This is a genomic window from Oceanobacillus aidingensis (genome assembly GCF_042654105.1).
Lineage (GTDB): Bacteria > Bacillota > Bacilli > Bacillales > Amphibacillaceae > Oceanobacillus > Oceanobacillus oncorhynchi.
On sequence record NZ_JBHSFT010000008.1, the window covers coordinates 43,697 to 62,490 of the forward strand.

General features: G+C 40.5%; 20 protein-coding genes. 18 read left to right on the forward strand and 2 right to left on the reverse strand.

All coding sequences use genetic code 11. The features are described 5' to 3' along the window. The first annotated feature begins 101 nt into the window (after positions 1-101). From ACFO3P_RS05840 to ACFO3P_RS05910, 15 genes are all read left to right on the forward strand, one after another. The gene (locus ACFO3P_RS05840) at positions 102-269 is read left to right on the forward strand and encodes a hypothetical protein (RefSeq protein WP_379542268.1); all 168 of its coding nucleotides are present in this window, start codon (positions 102-104) and stop codon (positions 267-269) included. A gap of 417 nt (positions 270-686) precedes the next feature. Then, positions 687-1,418: a DUF4355 domain-containing protein gene (locus ACFO3P_RS05845; RefSeq protein ID WP_379542269.1), complete on the forward strand. Its 732-nt coding sequence runs from the start codon at positions 687-689 to the stop codon at positions 1,416-1,418. Positions 1,419-1,433: 15 nt separating this feature from the next. Next, the gene (locus ACFO3P_RS05850) at positions 1,434-1,793 is read left to right on the forward strand and encodes a hypothetical protein (protein ID WP_339236890.1); all 360 of its coding nucleotides are present in this window, start codon (positions 1,434-1,436) and stop codon (positions 1,791-1,793) included. A 13-nt stretch (positions 1,794-1,806) separates the two neighbouring features. Further along, complete coding sequence (locus ACFO3P_RS05855; protein ID WP_379542270.1) at positions 1,807-2,865, forward strand: major capsid protein; 1,059 nt, start codon at positions 1,807-1,809, stop codon at positions 2,863-2,865. 65 nt (positions 2,866-2,930) lie between these two features. Further along, positions 2,931-3,212, forward strand: a complete 282-nt coding sequence (locus ACFO3P_RS05860) for a hypothetical protein (protein WP_276540061.1) — start codon at positions 2,931-2,933, stop codon at positions 3,210-3,212. A 2-nt stretch (positions 3,213-3,214) separates the two neighbouring features. Then, positions 3,215-3,568, forward strand: coding sequence for a phage head-tail connector protein (locus ACFO3P_RS05865; protein ID WP_256705868.1), 354 nt, complete (start codon positions 3,215-3,217; stop codon positions 3,566-3,568). Then, the gene (locus ACFO3P_RS05870; protein ID WP_379542271.1) at positions 3,568-3,876 is read left to right on the forward strand and encodes a hypothetical protein; all 309 of its coding nucleotides are present in this window, start codon (positions 3,568-3,570) and stop codon (positions 3,874-3,876) included. Before ACFO3P_RS05865 ends, ACFO3P_RS05870 begins: the two co-directional genes overlap by 1 nt. Then, positions 3,876-4,256: an HK97-gp10 family putative phage morphogenesis protein gene (locus tag ACFO3P_RS05875; protein ID WP_379542272.1), complete on the forward strand. Its 381-nt coding sequence runs from the start codon at positions 3,876-3,878 to the stop codon at positions 4,254-4,256. The genes ACFO3P_RS05870 and ACFO3P_RS05875 overlap by 1 nt, the downstream gene beginning before the upstream one ends. Positions 4,257-4,265: 9 nt before the next feature. Then, entirely contained in the window at positions 4,266-4,655 is a 390-nt protein-coding gene (locus ACFO3P_RS05880; protein WP_193062986.1) for a phage capsid protein, read from the forward strand. Positions 4,656-4,667: 12 nt separating this feature from the next. Then, positions 4,668-5,237, forward strand: coding sequence for a phage major tail protein, TP901-1 family (locus ACFO3P_RS05885; protein ID WP_193062988.1), 570 nt, complete (start codon positions 4,668-4,670; stop codon positions 5,235-5,237). Between the two features lie 114 nt (positions 5,238-5,351). Beyond that, positions 5,352-5,732 (forward strand): tail assembly chaperone, encoded by a 381-nt coding sequence (locus ACFO3P_RS05890; RefSeq protein ID WP_193062990.1) that lies wholly within the window; start codon positions 5,352-5,354, stop codon positions 5,730-5,732. A 137-nt stretch (positions 5,733-5,869) separates the two neighbouring features. Then, complete coding sequence (locus tag ACFO3P_RS05895) at positions 5,870-6,124, forward strand: hypothetical protein (RefSeq protein ID WP_193062992.1); 255 nt, start codon at positions 5,870-5,872, stop codon at positions 6,122-6,124. 133 nt (positions 6,125-6,257) lie between these two features. Next, complete coding sequence (locus tag ACFO3P_RS05900) at positions 6,258-10,817, forward strand: tape measure protein (RefSeq protein WP_379542274.1); 4,560 nt, start codon at positions 6,258-6,260, stop codon at positions 10,815-10,817. A 10-nt stretch (positions 10,818-10,827) separates the two neighbouring features. Next, positions 10,828-11,613 carry a distal tail protein Dit gene (locus ACFO3P_RS05905; protein ID WP_379542275.1) on the forward strand — a complete coding sequence of 262 codons (786 nt, stop codon included), beginning with the start codon at positions 10,828-10,830 and terminating at the stop codon, positions 11,611-11,613. Positions 11,614-11,715: 102 nt separating this feature from the next. Beyond that, positions 11,716-12,012, forward strand: coding sequence for a hypothetical protein (locus ACFO3P_RS05910; protein WP_379542276.1), 297 nt, complete (start codon positions 11,716-11,718; stop codon positions 12,010-12,012). A gap of 202 nt (positions 12,013-12,214) precedes the next feature. Here the strand turns inward: ACFO3P_RS05910 and ACFO3P_RS05915 are convergent, their stop codons facing one another. Further along, a complete protein-coding gene (locus ACFO3P_RS05915; protein ID WP_379542277.1) occupies positions 12,215-12,424 on the reverse strand; it encodes a hypothetical protein in 210 nt (69 codons plus the stop codon). A gap of 130 nt (positions 12,425-12,554) precedes the next feature. Then, positions 12,555-13,187, reverse strand: a complete 633-nt coding sequence (locus ACFO3P_RS05920) for a hypothetical protein (RefSeq protein WP_379542278.1) — start codon at positions 13,185-13,187, stop codon at positions 12,555-12,557. Positions 13,188-13,257: 70 nt separating this feature from the next. On the opposite strand from ACFO3P_RS05920, the gene ACFO3P_RS05925 reads away from it, so the two are divergent. Genes ACFO3P_RS05925 through ACFO3P_RS05935 form a run of 3 tightly spaced genes read left to right on the forward strand, consistent with a single transcriptional unit; the run spans position 13,258 to position 18,726 of the window. Beyond that, positions 13,258-18,036, forward strand: coding sequence for a phage tail protein (locus tag ACFO3P_RS05925; protein ID WP_379542279.1), 4,779 nt, complete (start codon positions 13,258-13,260; stop codon positions 18,034-18,036). Further along, positions 18,033-18,482: a hypothetical protein gene (locus ACFO3P_RS05930; protein ID WP_379542280.1), complete on the forward strand. Its 450-nt coding sequence runs from the start codon at positions 18,033-18,035 to the stop codon at positions 18,480-18,482. Before ACFO3P_RS05925 ends, ACFO3P_RS05930 begins: the two co-directional genes overlap by 4 nt. Continuing rightward, positions 18,472-18,726 (forward strand): hypothetical protein, encoded by a 255-nt coding sequence (locus ACFO3P_RS05935; RefSeq protein ID WP_379542281.1) that lies wholly within the window; start codon positions 18,472-18,474, stop codon positions 18,724-18,726. Before ACFO3P_RS05930 ends, ACFO3P_RS05935 begins: the two co-directional genes overlap by 11 nt. Positions 18,727-18,794 lie beyond the last annotated feature (68 nt).

Below are 18,794 nucleotides of genomic sequence, written 5' to 3' on the forward strand. Positions count from 1 at the left end.
ATGTACAAGATTAAAAGTAGAATATACGGACCGTTTCACGGTAAGCCATTGAAACATTTAGGGCATTTGGTTCGCATTGGAATGGTGAAAGGGCTGATTAAATGAAGTATCTAGTCACTGTAGCAAACGGTGAATGGATGTCAGAAAGAACGGTTTCGGAAGTGGATACAGTAAAGGTAAGAGATGGTGTATACATCTTTTTTGATAAAGACGCAACAATACTATTCAGTTCTCCAATAGATTCCACAGTATGTGTTGAATTAGCTTAAGAAAGGAGGGGCAACGTGGCACAATTAAAAAGAATACCTTGCCCTTATTGTGAAGCGACAGGTAGGAAGTTAAATAACTTTGACCACCTTCTGATGCTATTTTTGGAGGAAATGAATCAATTTATCAAAATGACAAACGTAGGACACCGAGAGGTAAGGAGATTTTATCGGGTGAATGCCCGAATTGTAATAGCATGTTAGAAGTATTAAATATCTAAATATCATTTGTCTTTAGCCAACAGACGTTAAACAGGGCTTTTTATTATGCCAAAATTAAGACTGTGTGGGCTTTAAATATCAATTGAATAGTTTTTATAAGGGTAAGCACTGAACGGGCTGTAATGGACTGTGCGGGGCTTGTTTTTATGGAATGAAAGGTTGATAGGCAATGACTACATGGGATTAGGAGGAAACAAAATGAATGAATTAATGGATAAAGTTAAAAAGTTAGCGAATGTAATGCCTTTTACAGAAGGTCAGATTGCATCAAGTTTGACACATCGTGCGCAACAAGGATTACCACTTGATTTGCAATTCTTTGCTGAGGGTGAAGGTGACCCTGGGCAAGGTGAAGGCGCAGAAGGCGGTCAACAAGGCGGCGACGGCAATGGTAAAGGCGGAGAAGGAAATGAAAAGACGTTCACTCAGTCCGAAGTGGATAGCAAAATTAGCAAGGCAGTCGCTGCCTTTGAAGAGAATCAAAAACCAAAGCAGCAAGAAGCTATCAATCAAGCTGTCAAGGATGCATTGGCAGAACAGCAGCGCTTATCCAAGTTGTCTGAAAAGGAACGTCAACAAGAGGAACTGACACAGCGTGAAAAGGAACTTTTAGAACGTGAAGAAAAAATTAAGCGATCAGAATTGCGCTCTGATGCAGTAGCAGATTTGCAAGAAAAGAAACTACCTTCTGATTTCGCTGACATCTTACTTGGTGAAGATGCAGAAAGCACGTTAGCAAATATCAAAACATTTAAAGAAGCATTCGACAGTGCCGTGAATGATGCTGTTAAAGAAAAATTGCGACAGGACACACCACCAGCTGGCAACGGCGGGAAATTGAAAGCTGACAATTTAGGTAAACAGTTAGCGAATCTGAACAAGCAAAATAGTGTTGACGTTGAAAAAGCACAAGGAAATTATTTTAAATAATGGAGGTTATGAAGAATGAAATTTACAAAAACACCATTTGGTGGACCGCAAAAACAAATTTTAAAGTTTGCTGACCATTATGTCGCATTACCTGTGACTGTTGATGATGCAGGAGTGTCGACAAATGATAATGGAAAGAAGATTGTACCTGCAGGAACTGTTATTGGTGGAGGTTTTATTGATGATAGATCAGCCTTTGCAGTTAAATCAAATGATGAAAATGCAGAGGGTGTTTTATTTAATGATGTGGATGTAACGTATGGTCCTGCAGCTGGTGCTGCGCTCATTCATGCATTTATCGAAACAGATAAGCTACCAGAAGCGCCGGCATCAGAAGCAAAAGCAGCATTAAACCAAATTAAATTTATTAAATAAAGGAGTTTTGATGATGGATAACATTTTTGATTTAGTGAACGCACCAAATATCGCAACTTATTATCAAGAGAATGCCTCAGAACGCATTCCGTATTTAGGAGAAACGCTATTCCCTGCTCGAAAGCAAATGGGATTAGATTTGTCGTGGATTAAAGGGAGCAAAGGGCTTCCAGTAGCATTGAAAGCATCTGCATTTGATGCAAAAGCTGATTTACGTGATCGTATTGGCGTTACGAAAATCGAAACAGAAATGCCGTTCTTCCGTGAAGGCATGCGAATTGGAGAAAAAGAACGTCAAGAAATTTTAAAGGTAATGAATTCAGCGAATTCTCAGTATCTCATGCCTTTGATTAATCGTATTTATGATGATGTCGCTAATCTAGTAGATGGTGCAAGAGTTGTGCCAGAACGAATGATTATGCAGCTATTATCAACTGGTCAAATTAGTATTGAATCCGGTCGGCAAGTTTATGATTATGATTATGATCTTTCAGATAACAATCAAGATACACTGACAGGTTCAGATCAATGGAGTAATCCAGATTCTAATCCGATTACTGACATTAAAGAATGGCAGGATGAAATCGAGGATAGAACTGGCACGCGTCCTACGAGAGCGATTTGTACACGCAAGACATGGAACTATCTTGTTAACAATAAAACAATCCGTTTAGACATGAATCCTCTAGGAGGTCAGAACATCATTCTAACTGATGCGATGGTGCAGCAATACCTGTCAAACAAATTAGGTCTAACCATTGCTGTCTACAACAAAAAGTACAGTACAGAAGTTGGTGGAGATTCTAATTTATTCTTTCCGGACGATGTGTTTACTCTGATTCCAGAAGGTAATTTAGGTAACACCTATTTTGGGACAACTCCGGAAGAAGCTGATCTCATGAGTGGAAATACCGATGCCGAAGTATCACTTATTGACAACGCTATCGCTGTAACATCGGTAAAAGAGCCGCATCCGGTCAACGTTTATAACATTGTGTCTGAAATTGTACTGCCGTCCTTTGAATCTATTGACAATATCTTTATCGCAAAGGTTGCTGACGGTACTCCCTAATGGACCCCTATCAATAGGGGAAGCCACAATTGGTGAATCTTTTGAAATAGGATAGGAGGCTAAAAATGGCTACAAAAGAAGAATTAAAAGAAATGTTCAGCACTGGTAAAAAACCTACTGGTGAGGATTTCGCAGAGTTAATTGATGGAGTGGAAGGACCGCAAGGGGAACAAGGCCCTCAAGGACAACGAGGAACAAAAGGTGATAAGGGAGATAAAGGCGATACCGGCGAACAGGGTCCACAAGGTCCTGCTGGCTCTGACGGTGCAGATGGCCAAGACGCCGAACCTCAATTTACCGAAGAACAAGTGGCGGCGTTATTGGCATTGATTGAAGATGGTGAATAATCATGGATGAAATTAAAAAGAATGTGAAAATCGTATTAAATATCCAAGACAATCTACAGGACCCTGTCTTGGATGTTTTGATTAAAAATGTTCGCAGTCTGTTGTTAGGTAAGTTACGCAAAGTTAACAAGTCTATCAAAGAAATTCCAGAAGAATTGGAGTATATCATCGAAGAAGTAACCTTGCGTCGCTTCAATCGTATTGGCTCAGAAGGTATGAAGTCTGAATCGGTAGAAGGCCATAAAATCGATTTCTATGATTTAGATAAGGAACTGGATCCGTATCTTGATATCATCGATGATTATGTGGAGGATGAAGAATCTAAGCCGAAGCGCGGAAAGGTGCTGTTCTTCTAATGCGCTTTGATAAAAGAGTCACCTTCGTTAGTGAAACCGATGGATACTATGATCCGGAAAAAGGCGAATGGATACCTGGAGAGAACATTGAAAGAACACTCCCTTGTAACGTATCTAAATTAGGCATAGACCGAACCAATCAGATATTCGGACAGATTGACAAAGTGATGTCTGTCATTCGTTTGCAACAGCCTTATTATAAAGATTTTAAGCATCTATATTTAGATGATGACAACGAACAAACTTACCAACCAAAACGCCAATCCAATTACCGGAAAGGCGTTATTTTTGTTGAGGGTGAAGTGTAATGGCTAGGGGCAGTTTTGGTATCAAAGGAACTGGGCCATTAATAAAAGCTATGCAAAAGAAATCGGATTTGAGCGCTGTGAAGAAGGTTGTTCAATTGAATGGTTCGGAGATGCAAAGAAGGATGCAAAGAGAAGCATCGTTTAAAGGCCATTATCATAACGGGAAATTTATTCCGCCAACCGGTGCCACAAAACGTTCTATTGGTATTTCATCACCTATGGGGGATAGAGGTTATTCAGTGATGGTCGCGCCGAATACTCACTATTCATCTTACTTGGAGTACGGAACGAGGTACATGGCGGCGCAACCATTTGTACAACCGGCTTTCTTGGCTCAAAAAATGCAATTTATCAGGGACTTAGAAAGACTATTAAAGTGAGGTGGTTGAGTGAGAAAAACGCCCGACCAATCTATTTATGATGCCATTTATAAAATAAGCATGCAATTAGGATACGCGACTTTTAACTATCTACCAGATGGTAAAGCTCCGTATCCTTTTGTTTATGTCGGAGAGACATTCAACACCAGCAGACGAACAAAATTCAACAGATATGGTGATTACGTGGTGAGAGTCCATGTCTATTCCAACGAACCAGAACGAAATCGGAAAACAGTAACAGAGATGCGGAATGCCATCGAGAACGCTTTTTATGGATTGAAAAGAACAGATGGCTATCAAGTATTAAATCATAATACAACCGGTCAGATTATGGATGATAATTCAACCGGAACACCATTGCTTCACGGCGTTTTAAGCTGTGAAGCTACTTTAAATTAGGAGGGAAACAACATGCCAGAAATGTTACAAGGTAAGGATAAAATATTGCTATTCAGAAAGTATACAGATCGAGATAAAGCCGCAGCTAAATTAGTGTTTCAGACGGAGCATACGTTTAGTTACAGCCGTGAATTAGAATCTATCGTCACAAAAGACGGTACGGTTGTTCAAGTCGGAGAATTAGAATCTGCTGTTAGTATCTCAGCAATCCAAGCGAAGGACGACCCTGTGCGAGAAATGTTAGAAGATGCAGTTAAATCCGGATCTAGACTGGAAGTTTGGGAAGTCACTGTGGATGAAGATTTAAGGGATGATGATGGAAAATACCCAGCAGTTTATTGCCAAGGATATCTTGATTCATGGGAGAATCCAGCGAATGTGGAAGAGCAGTCCAACATCGAATCCAACCTTGTCGTAGAGTTAGAACCGCAAACAGGTATGGCTACACTAACAGAAGAACAAGAGCAAGCAGTGCAGTATGCATTTACTGACACTGTGCCTGAAAGTGAAAACGACAACGGAAATGACGATGGAGGAGAAGGTAATGAAGGTGAAGACGGAGATGGGGATACTCCCTCATGAGCCCCAAGCGATTGGGGAAGCGGAAATCGGTAGTACGTTAATCATTGACTAAGGGCGCTGAAATAGCGCTCTTTTTTTGTACTTATTTTTATTTATATTAGGAGGAATTTTATTATGGAAATTCAAATTGGCGAGAAAAAATATGAGTTAGCTTTTGGTTTAGGATTTATTAGAAAGATGGATGAATTTCATACAGTAAAGGCGCAAGGAATTCCGTTAGGGGTCGGGGTAGAGACAGCTATCACTCACTTAGGAACAAGGAATCCAGTTATTTTGGTAGATATTATCAAAGCGGCAACTGATCACCTTAAATCTAAGCCATCTAATAGTGGTATCGATGAGTACATCGAGGGACAAGCTGCAGAGGGAAAATTAGAAGAACTATTTAAAACCATTACAGAGGCTATGGAAGAATCGGTTTTTTTGAAACCAAAAATGCAAGAGTTCAAAAAAGGCGTTCAACGAGCTCAACGGGAACAGAAACAAGCCCAGTAAAGAATGAAAATCCTCCATCAGAAGAGGCCTATGAACAGATTGTAATAAATTGCTTTCGTTATTTAGGATTTACAAGCCTTTATGACATCAAAGTGCTCTCACTGCGTGAATATTCACTGCGGATGAGGGCTTTTAATTTGGCTCAAATCGACAAGCAATATGACATGCATATGCAAGCGTGGCTTAATCATCAAGTTACCGCAAATAAAAATGTCGGCAGTAAAGACAAGCCGAAAATGGAGCCTGTTTTCAAAGACTTCAAGTCTTTCTTTGATTATGAAAAAGCTATTAAGTCATTAGAAGGTCCAAGCAAACCGAACAAAAGCAATTTAACTGATAGACAAAAAAGAATGGTAGAAGCAGCAAAAATCCTTAATAAGAAGGGAGGTTAATATTATTTCTGAACAATACAGTGTGGAAGCATATCTGAGAGCGACCGGTATTGAAGAATTTATTAGATCATTTCAACGAGGCACACAAAGCATAATCGATTTCGATAGTGCAGCCAGCAGTTCTGGAAGCGGAATGAAGTCTGTTGAATCCGGTCTCGAAGGCATCACAGGGGCAACTGGTGGTGCTGAATCCGGAATGCATGATGTAGGCGACTCTATGGATTCACTTCATGATAGTGGAAGCAGTGCGGGTGTTGGCATTGATACGGTAGATGCTGCGTTGGGAGGTGTGATGGATTCAAGTTCATCAGCATCTGGCGCGATAGACAACACAGGTTCCTCTCTTGATGATTTAGGATCCAGTGGCGATAGCGCAAGCAGTGGGTTAGATGTTCTTGATTCGTCATTAGACGGCATGTCTGACAGCGGTTCCCAGGCATCAACAACTGTCGACGGTGTAACCGATGCGATGGATAATTTGGGAACAAGTGGTGACGGTGCCGGCGCTGGAGTAGATATTGTCGATGCAGCACTGGATAGTGTTGACGGAAGCAGTGACAGTGCTACGACTAGCGTTAGTGATGTAGGGTCTGCACTTGAAGAAGCAGGGATGAGTGGCGAAAGCGCTGGAGCCGGTATTGATGGCGCATCCGATTCGTTAGAAGGCGTCAGTGGAAGCAGTGATCAGGCGAAAGATGGATTAGACGGCGTGGCCGACTCAGCTGACGAAACAGATATATCCATGAATAAATTGATTAAAACAATCGCAGGTATCGCTGCAACAGTTGGCGTTTTCAAAGTATTACGCAATGCCGTTGACTTAGCGTTTCAACGCATCGACACCATGGAGCAGTTTGAGCGAGTCATGACAGAAATGACAGGAAGTACAACGGATGCCAATGAAGCACTCGATAAAACGAATGACATTGTAACTGGTACAGCTTACGGTTTGGATGTTGCGGCATCCAGTGTACAGGACTTTGTAACGCGTGGCGTTGAAGTTGGAGAAGCAACTAAATATATAGAAGCGTGGGGCGATGCTGTAGCTTTTTATGGTGATGGATCAAATGAGCAGTTTGCCAACGTAACAAATGCTCTCCAGAACATGCTGACAAAAGGTAAAGTTGGCATGGACCAATTAAATCGATTATTTGAAGCTGGTATTCCGGCGGTTGATATATACGCTCAGGCAACCGGAAGAAGTGTTGATGAAGTATCTAAAGCATTGTCTGATGGTGAAATCAGCGCAGAGGACTTTGTAAACACTGTAACCACAGCCATGATGGAAGGTACCAATGGCGTTACCAATATATCCGGTGCAGCAAAAGAAGCTGGTGCATCTTGGTCTGGTGCATTTGCCAATATGGGCGCAGCTGCTGCCCGTGGTGTAACTGCAATCATTGAAGCAATCGACGGCATGCTTACAAATAACGGATTGCCAACAATGCGTGATATGGTTAGTGAATTTGGCTCCTTCATGGAATCAAGTATGAAAACAGCAGCTGCAGTAATTGAACCGGTTGGAAATGCATTGTTTGGTTTGTTAGATGTATTTAGTCCTTTGCTGACTGTGGCTAAACCGTTTGTTCCTGTTATTGGTGGAATGGCAGCAGCGTTTGCAGGGTTGATGGTGGTCAAATCCGTTGGTACAGCACTTCTTGCTTTTAAAGCAACTCTAATGGGAATCCCAGTGATTCAAGCAGCTGTCACAACAACTACAACAGCAATGTCCTTAGCTTACAATGCTTTAAGAGGCAGGGCGATAGCAGTAATTGCTGCACAAATGGCACTTGGAGTAGCAACAACAGGTCTAAGGACGGCGATGTTAGCACTAATGGGTCCCGTTGGCTGGATTATTACTGGAGCAGCTGGATTAGCCGCAGGAGCATACGCTGTATGGAATCATTTCAACCAAACTAGCGAAGAAACCGAGCGCTTAAAGGAAGAAACAGATGAACTGGGAGAATCTACTGATACATTAATAGATTCTATGAATGAAAGTGCCGGAGTTTATAAAGATAGAGTTAATGATATTGATGCAACCAGAGAAGCGAATAACACATTACTGGGAACGGTCGAAGAACTATCAGAAAAAGAAAACAAATCTGCTGAGGATAAACGTAATCTAAGCATCGCAGTTGAACAATTGAATGGTAATGTTGATGGTTTAAACGCTTCATATAACGAAGAAGCAGACATGTTGAGCGAATCAACTGAAAAAATGCAAGCGCGTATCGATCTTATGGCGGAGCAAGATAAGGGTAACGCTGCCCAAGAACGCCTAACAGAAATCTTAAAAGAGCAGCAAGAAGTAGAACTACAACTCGATGAAGTTATAGCGATGCGTAAAGAATGGAACTCAACTATTCAAGAAAGTGGAAACGACACTGCTGACGCTCGAATAAAAATACAAGAACTTGACGAACAAGAGCAAGAGTTACTGGCAACACTTGATGAACTAGGTATTCAATATGAAACAACGAAAGACACAATGGTTGAATCCAGTCAGAATGCTAAAGACATTATCGCTGACAATAACCATGACATCATCATATCTTATGAGGATTTAGAAGGAGCTGCAAAAGATGCTTTTGATTCGCTTGCTGATAAATACGGAGAATTAAAAGATGCTGCAACCAACGCTTTCGAAGAAATTGAAAGCAAGACTGACCACACTATGGACAGCATGATTGAAACCATGCAGCATAACCAAAAAATGGTGGAACAGTGGGGAGAGAACCAAGCCACATTGATGGAATGGGCAGGAGACAATAGTTATGAAAGCTTTATTCCATTCATTGAAGATATGGGGATTGACCATGCGGCTGTCTTGCAAGAAATGGTTGATGATTTAGAAGGAACTGAAGGCACTAGTGGTGAGAAATTAAAAACGTTAGCAGACACTTACCAAGAAGGTGGAGAACTATCATCAAATGCTCTTAAAGATGCTTTAGGTGAAGGATTCGAAGAAGTTGTAGATTTGATGACAACTCTTGTAGAACGTATGGAAACAATCCTTCGCACGCAAATCAATGAGGCGGATTGGGAGGCGTATGGTCTTCAAGTTGGAAATGAGACAGCAAGCGGGGTTGATGAAAGCGCCGAGGAAGTTGAGGAATCCACAACCAGATTAGGTGGAAGACTTTGGGAAGGGCTTGATATAGCTTTAGGAAACCATGATTTCTCTGCAAAAGGTGAAGAAGTTCCTGTTGATATATCTGCTGGAATGGAAACCGGATCTCCTTATGTAAAGGCTGCCTCTGAAATGTTAGGTAGAGAAGCGACTAATCCAGCGATAGAAGAAATGAACAATTCTGATATCGAAGGAGCGGCAGATGGCGTTCCAACCAGACTTGCAGGATCGCTTAACAACGGTAAAGAATCCGTTGCATGGGCTTCCGGTGAAATTGGAAGAGCGCCAGGCGAAGAAATATCAGCAGCGCTCGAAGGTACACCGCTAGAAATATTCGGAAGCTCCGTGCCGATTAGAACAGCGATAGGAATCCAAGGGAGTACGGGTGAAGCAACTGGTGCTGCTAACAGCATGACAAGTGGTGTTCAATCTGAAGTAGAAGAGGGTATGCCTGAATCTATTTATATCAATTATGGCGGTAACGTAGGTCAAGGTACTGGCACAGGAATCGAAGGTAGCAAAGGTAACGCTACAAGCGCTGCAGAAACCTTAACGAATGACGTAACCACTACGACAGAGAGTGGGTTGCCGAAGTCTACATTTGAAACAATTGGAAATAATGTCAGCCTCGGCCTCAGTAACGGTATTCGCGGAATGGGTGACGGTGCGGTAAGTGCTATGCGCACCGTTGCGCAAGATGTGATTAACGTAGCAAGAGGTGAATTTGATACGCACAGTCCTTCTCGTGTGTTTTTTGCTATTGGTCAATTCGTATCTCAAGGTTTAGGCAATGGTATATCTGATAATCAATCTAGTGTAATTAATTCAATAATTACTATGACAACAGCCATGATTAACAGAACCGACATGGGAATGCAAAGCCTTAATCGAACCACGCAAAGCGGCGTATCCAATATGAGTAATAGCTTGAGTCGATTACCAGGATTAGCCCGAGTATCTATGGGCGCTTTTCAAGGTAGCTTGAATTCTGGCGCTTCGGCGAGCATGGGAATTATGTCAAGGCTATCTAGTGGATTAGTTTCTCCATTTAGAGGGCTCCGCGGAGCGATGTCCGGTGTGGGTTCTAACGCAATGGCAGGCTTGCAAGGCGGATTAAACAGCCGATCAGGTGCCGTTATGTCTACAGCACGCAACATAGCAAGTCGTGTCGCATTAACTATGCGCAGTGCATTGAAAATTAAATCACCATCCCGAATTATGAGGGACGATGTTGGTCGCTGGATTCCAGAAGGAATTGCAGTTGGAATCGAGCGTTATGCTAGCAAGGTATATTCTGTCATGGATGCGATGGCTGATTATGTATCGTCACCATTTGACGTAGCAACACCGCAGTTTGATATTGCAGGACAAGTTGCAAATACAAATGCGCAAATACAATCCCGTGTCAGTCACGAATTGAGTCATCAGGGAGAAATTCAACAACCGCAACCAGCAATCATTAATTTGGTTCTGGGAGGCAAGGATTTCAGCACATTTGTAGATGATATCAGCCAAAATCAAAATCGAAAGCGTAATAGATTAAGACCTAGAACGGTATAGGAGGTGCTTTATGTACCAATTTGTAGATACACAACCAACAAGCGATACAGGAGGCACTTCCTTATCGCTCCAAACGGTATTTGATGGGAAGAATCTGGATGAATTGCTGACAGATGAAACAGGAAGATTTGTAACGTTATCTGTAGGCGGTAGAGGTATTTTAAATCGTAGATTAGACTTAGTACAGATGCCAGGTGCTCATGGTTCAAGGGTAAAAGATGTGACTTATGACGTCAGGGAGATACCAGTTAAATTTTTAATTGCAGATGCCACAAATGAAGGACTTAGAGAGCGTTTCAATCGGTTGAATGGTTATCTTAAAGGAAACGAGAAAAGACTTGAATTCACCGACGAAAATGCTCATTTTGTAGCTACTTTATCGGGTGCCAATATCCCGGATGAGGACAGTAATAGTCTTATCTGCACGATGACATTTACCTGTGCGGACAGTGCTAAGCGGATGGATGAGAAAGTAATTGAAGTTGGGGCGAGTGAAAGTACTCATGCCATCGCCGGCCAAGATGAAACGCCTTGGGAAATCTCGCTTAGATTTACTGCAAATACAGATAAATTTGAGTTACGTGCAGGGGATATCTATATCCTCTTAGGATATGAATTTATCGAAGGTGACCGCTTAATCATCAAATACGAAGGTCGTGAAGTTTGGTTAAATGACGATACCGACCTCAGATACAGTATACGTCTTGCATCGAATTATAAAATGCTAGAACCTGGTGATATTGAAGTGAAAGCAAGTCATGCTTGTGAACTTAAATATGATGAAAGATTTTATTGATTGCAGACTTTTCAGTCTTTTTGTTCTTTTTGTGGTATAATAGAAGTAGGGAAAGCTTTTGCTTTTCTTACATAATTAATACCGCAGAAAGGAGGCAGTCCTATGAGATGTAGTTATATTTTAGAAAAAGAGTATAAGAGTAGTAATGATGGTACTATTTATTGGGGAAGTGTAACTAAAGAATCCCAAGTTGATCCATTTGATAAAAAAGGTATAAAGCTAAAAGATAATGAGCTTAACCAGGCTTTAAAAGAATTAGAAGGGCAAACATTAAGGGTATCTAAAGTTTTTGAGAAGGAAATAAAAGACGCAAGAGAATCTCATATCATCTTAGAAATAACTAATTGGCACTTAGAAGGCAATTATTTAGTTGAAGATGCTTTACCTATAGCAGAATAAAACAAAAATGGTTTTGAGAACAGACTACCGGTAAATATCTGGTTGCTCTGTTCTTTTTTATATGAATTTTTAGGAGGGGTATTATGAGTAATGAGCTGAAAAGCAAGAACGGTAACATGTCTATGGACTTGGATACAGGGAAATTAGTGATGAAAAATGCTGAATGAAAAGAAGGGAAATAAATCCCTTCTTTTTAGTTTGATTAATCAAATGTTACTTTAACTGATTTAACGTCGTCGGCGAATTTAGCTGATAACGAAGCTCCGTTTTTATCTGTAACATTTAATGAGGCGTTGTTTTTGAACGAGTTTGATAAACCATAAAAAATATCGCCTTTTGGAGTTGGTGGATATTCTTCGACACTATCAATTATCGTTCCATCTTTTAATTCGAATTGAAATCCTATACGCATATGTATCACCTCCTTTATAGAATGGAGTGGTTGCTGATGTTTGATAATCTAATTAATTTAACCCAAGGGCAGTTACTAATTAAATATTGGTACATTTGGTTAACGATAGTGATAATTGCCATCATATCAATTATAAAAGACAAAAACTAACAAATTCTTTGCCAAAATCAGAAATACTAATGATGCTGTCATGAATATTATCTACGTTTCCTCCAATAGTGACATTGCCAGTGTATAATTCGATAAAACCATAATTTCTTAGCCTGTTAACATGACCTACAATAGTATATCTATCCTTGTTTGAATTCTCTTTGAATTCAATTCCAGAAATCTGTTGTGGTTTATTTTGTTGAAATAGCAAAATTAAAATTTCAAGTTCCGAAAGATTTAAGTTCTTTAAAGCATCTAGGTACATTACTTTTTTATCGAAAGTTTCATAGGTAGTCTCCATAATTAAATTGTTTATAAAGTAACTTTGCAAGAATTGCTTTTTGTAATTGATATATTCAGTTTCGATTACTTCATGTTGCTTTTCAATTAACGATGCAAGTAATTCAGGATCTTGTTGACTAGAATTAATCCGATCAATAATTGTTTGATCTAATTCAACCATCTGTTTTTTAAGATTTTGGTAAAAGTCTTCGATTCTTTCAAATCTTTTATTGTTTTTGTGATTTGAATAGAGGCTGGCTAAACTTCCACCGACGTATGGAACTAAATTTAAACCAGCCTCTATTGCTGCATCAAAATCTGTATCTATCAAAAAATCACCTCCCTCCAAATTACTATATTCGACATAAATAGGGAGAATCCTTCTAGAAAGGAGGAAATCAATGGAATTATTTATATTTAGCCAAGATGAACAAACTTTAACAGTAATAAGTGAAGATACAGGGCTTATCGAAACGCATTACCGCATTGAGGTAAATAGCGTACCGACAGAGCCTTTTTCTTTTACTGTAGAAGCAGACCAGCCAACAGCTGCACACGTCAAACAAGAAAATAAAGTAGTCTTCCGCGACCATGAAGGCGACTGGCGTTTGATGACGATTAAAGAAGTTGATGATAGCAACGGGTTTGACGGGCCGACTACCATAGCCATTTGTGAACCGACATTTTTAGCTGAGTTAAACGATCATATCGTTGTAGAACGTCGCTTTATTGAACAGACCGCTGATGTTGCATTGGCTGCTGCAGTACAAGGCACACGTTGGCAAGCGAGTGTTGAAGTTGAACTAGGAAGAGCAACAACGAATTTTTATTATATCCCCAGCACCGAAGCGATATGGGAAACAATTGCTACTTGGGGCGGAGAGTTTAAAGATACAGTGGAATTGGATGAAGAGACGAATGAGATTAAAGGCTGTTATGTGAAAATTATTCAACGTTTAGGAACTGAACAAGGCCAAAGATTTGAAATTGACCATAATACTACTGAAATAGGTCGTACGGTGCTTAGTTATCCCAAAACAGCATTATATGGACGCGGGGCTAGCCTTGAAACAGAAGGTGGAGGCAATACTAGGTATATTGATTTTGGCGATGTGGAATGGCGTACAAGTCGAGGAGACCCTGTTAATAAGCCGTTAGGTCAAAAATGGGTAGGAGACCCGGAAGCACTAGATAAATACGGAATACTTGAAAATGGAGTAAAAAGGCATCGTGATGGAGAGTTTAGCAATCAAGACTATGAAGACCCGGAAGACCTATTAAAAGCAACATGGGAGGCTTTGCAAGATGCCAAAAGACCAGAAGTTAATTACCGATTATCCGTTGAATTATTTGACGAAAAAGTCAGCCTAGGAGATACATGCCAGGCGATAGATAGAAAGTTTGCTAGACCTATCGAAATTCAAGCGCGTGTTATTGCAATGGAATATGACCTGATGGACATCGAAGGTACGACAGTTGTGGAAATGGGTCAATTTCTTGATTTAGGAGACGATTTTAACGACCTCAATAAGAAAATAGAGGATATAAAAAATAATCCTCCGAAGCAACAGATTACTGAAGGTAGCTATCCAGACCGAAAACCCTCCACGCCTGTTAACTTGGAAGCTTATGGTGGTATGGAAGTTATTCAGTTGTACTGGCAGTATGCAGATGAAATGTTTATCAAGCACTACGAGGTCTATGGCAGTCGCACAGAGGACTTTGTACCAGATACACAGCATTTATTATGGAGAGGTGATGTCAGCGCCTTTAGCTATACAGTAGGGACTGATGAAGTCTGGTACTATCGTGTCCGCGCCGTCAACTACCATGGCAGACCGTCTGATTGGAGCGTACAGGTAAGAGCGGCTACTCATCGGGTGCTGACAGAAGATATTATGTGGGGACCAGAGCTAGCTGAAAGAATGCGAGAGCTTCACAGAGTCAGTGATATCATTGGTGAAAATGGCGTTGACTTTGACCAAATATCGCAGGAAGCCAAAGATTTAATCAATCAGCAGGCACGTATCTATACTGATGAAGAAATCGACCTTGCTAGAGACGGCATCTTGAGCGATTTAGACGACCGTACAGATTACCTTGATAACCGTATTGCTGATTTAAACGACAGGGCAGATGGCTTGGTAAGTCGTGCTGATGAAATAGACGATTTACTTGGTGAGCATGGAGACAGATTTATTAATGTGGAAACTGAAATTAATGATATTGAAGGGCGTATCTCTGCCAGTATTGAAGAGATTGAGCGTATAGATGATACGGTCACTAGCAATAGCTTGGAGTTAGAAGCACAAGCCAATTTAATCAAGGGTAAGCTTGATGAAATCACTTATACAAGGGATAAGGAGGGCATCTTAGAATCCATCGAGCAGAACACGCTTGAAATTGAAGCGACTGCGGAAGGTTTACAGTTAAATGCTGATGCTATAAGTAAAGTAGATGGCGTTGTCGAAGGTCATTCTGCACAGCTGTCGTTTTTGAATGATGAGATATCTACCAAAGTTGAAGAATCGTTTGTTAGGGATGCTATTGGGGATATTGAGATTGGAGACAGAAACTACTATCTTAATACTTCCGATAATCATTTGGTGCTAAACAGTCCTAATGAATTTGGTACTGCTCGAATAAGCGGAATAACTGTTTCTGATGATTTTTTAGAATCAGCAAAAGGGAATCAAGTCACTATATCCATAATGGCAAAGTCATCTGGTTACGAGCAAGGTAGTTCGCCTTGGATTGGTATTGAAACAACTTATCAAGTTGATGGAGTCACTCGATATTTAACTTTTCAAATGCGACTTGTAATTGATGATGATAATGAATGGAAAAGGTATTCAAATACGATTTCTATTCCGTCAAACGCAGAAAACCTTAGAAAAAGTGTTACCTATTTAATTCGAGATATAAAAGGACACGTTGAATTAAAAGAGCCTACTCTTGTTATCGGAAATAAAGCAGGGTCTTATCAGTTGGCTCCCGAGGATATCTTATCAACTCAAGAAAACCATTGGACAGAGATTACTCAGAACAGCCGGAAAATCGATTTACAAGCTGAATCAATTGTGGATATTGAAGGCAGCATATCAAGCGCCCAAGCTAGTATAGAAGTCATGTCAGAACAGATTACAAATAGAGTTACTAAGACGATATTTGATGATGAATCCGACTATTTAAGACGTTCTATTGCTGAGACAAGAAACTTTGCTGAGGGGATTGAGCAGACTGTTTCCAGTATTGAAATTGGCAGCAATAACCTTATCCCTAATTCAAAAGGCGATAATTTGGACGGATGGCGCGCATGGGGGAATACAGGTTTAGCAATTGTAAATGGCAATATAAGGGTTAGAAAAGGGGCTAACACTACCTATGGAGTTAGAACCCATAAGTTTGAGGTTGAAAGTGGCAAGCAATATACCCTAAGTTTAGATATCGCTGCCAATTATAGAGTGACAACACTCAACTATATGTATTTGATGTATGAAGATGGCACGGGAAATTATAGGTTGCCGGATATTGTAATGACAAATGCACACCCTGATTTAAGGAGATATTCAGTTACGTTCACTCCACCCAAAAGTGGTGAGGTGGACTTGAATATTGCAACGAGAGTAACAGAAACTGATTATCAACCAGAAGGTTTTCTTCTGTCTAAAGTTCAAATTGAAAACGGGAATATGGAAACTCCATGGAAACCAGCCTACGAAGACACCGACCAGCGCATGACACAAGCCGAATCATCTATCACTCAATTAGATAGAAAAATTGATTTAAAAGTAGACGTAGACGGCATTGTTTCTGAAATTAATTTAATGAAGGAAGGCATACGCTTATCCGGAGCATTAATCCATCTAAACGGATTGTCACTTATAGATGAAGCCATTATCCAAAACGCTCATATAGCCGATGGTACGATTGAACGTGCCAAATTAGAACGTGCCATCATAGGCACAGCACAAATTGATGATTTAGCCGTTACATCTGCAAAAATATCTAGCGTCAATGCGGATAAGATTAACGCGGCTACTCTGCAGGCAATTACTGCAAATATGGGTACGCTTCGTTCCGGTAGGTTGCTATCCAATAATAACAACATGGATTTAAACCTTAATACAGGTAATCTAACCATGCGTAATGCTCATTTTACGCTTGGCAGTGGGGCGAGAATTGATTTTACTTCCGTCGGAAATCGCATCCAGTATCGGGATACGAAAGACGGTACAGTACGTTCTGCCGGTTTTGGTGTGGGTAAATCACTTCAAGATTATCCATTTGCTTATTCAGGAACGACTGGTGCTGCAAACCTTGATACGTTATCTGAATGGTACAGCGGAGCTATGTGGCATACGACTAGAGCAATCGCTGACGGAGCCGCAAATAGTATCAGCGGCTTTAGATTCCAATTGAGAAACAGAGCTGTAGGCTGGGATAAAGGAATAGAATTTGACTTTAATGGCAATCCAACCATTCGCCCATTTGCCCATGGAACACATGACATTGGCGCACCTACCTATAGGTATCGCCGCATTTATGTTGATAACGTATTAGGATGGCGGACAGTTTATATTTCCAACCCAACTGCCAATAGAGGGTTCGCTATTGATACGGACCATGTTGACGGTCACAATCCATCCATTTACGGACAATATCCAGCAGATAATAATTATAATATTGGTCGTAGAGACAGGTATATGACTTATGTATATACAAACTCTGTTCGTGCCAATTATCTGCATGGCGCTTTGCAGGGCAACTCCGCCCGTAAATTCAAGAAAAATGAAGGCACAATGGAATTAGCAGATAGTCTTGAATTTATCCGTAATGCGAAAATCGTTACGTTTGATTGGCGCCGGGACGAAAGCATGAAGTTTAACAAGGATAATCCGCAGACCATTTATGACAGGCAAGTCGGTTTTATCATTGATGATTTGCAGATGCAGAATGACTATCTTGTAAAGAGTGACGAAGAAACGATCAAAAAAGATAATATCCTATTTATGCATCAGCATGTTATACAGGACAGCTTGAGACGGTTGGATAGTATCGATGAAGAATTGAACTGGCAACGCATCGAGTACCAATATATCAATAATGAGGTAGTCAAATTGAAAAAAGAAAATAAAGCGCTCAAGAAAAGAGTAGAACAATTGGAGGAATCAGCATGACAATCAAATTAACTTATGGAGATATCCGAATCATAAACAACTTTTTAGTACAGTCACTCAATCCGAAAAAGGAAAAATCCATCCATCGGATGCGTGTTGTTAAAGCGCTGGAAGAAAAGCAAAAGCAGGTGGCAGATGAATCCAACGAATTGATGAAAGAATTTGCAAAATTAGACGATGAGGGAGAGGTTGTTTATCTTGATGATGGACAGCCTGCCATTAAGGATAAGCGTGCCTTCAATAAGGCGCAAGTCGCTCTGTTAGACGAGGAATTTGTCCTTGATGATAAGAACCTTCAATCAGCTTTAAACACTGTCAAAAAGCTTGTCAATGATTATGGGAAGGAGCTGGTAGGTGACGATGCCATCGCTCATTTTACTTTAGTGGAAGCTTTTGAAAATGCAGAGGAAGAAAATACAGAAGGAGAGGATAAGGATGATGAATAATTATGAATTTAAGGAAACTGGCTCACGCAACATTGAACAGGACGGCGAGCAGGTTAGATTAGTCAGTTTTCGAGGTAATTCACCGATTGAAGGCGATGACAGGGAACGACTCAATATTGATGGAGCGGTTGTTGTGCAGATAACGGAATATTTCCAAGCTGGTATAGATGGAGCGATTCCAGAATTGATTAAAAATAAGGTTGTCGAGCGATTGACAGCGCGTGAAACAGAAAACGCTGAATAAGCGTTATTTTTTATGAATAAATCCTAGAATTCCATAAAAAAGAAGGCCCAAAGCTTTATATTATAAGT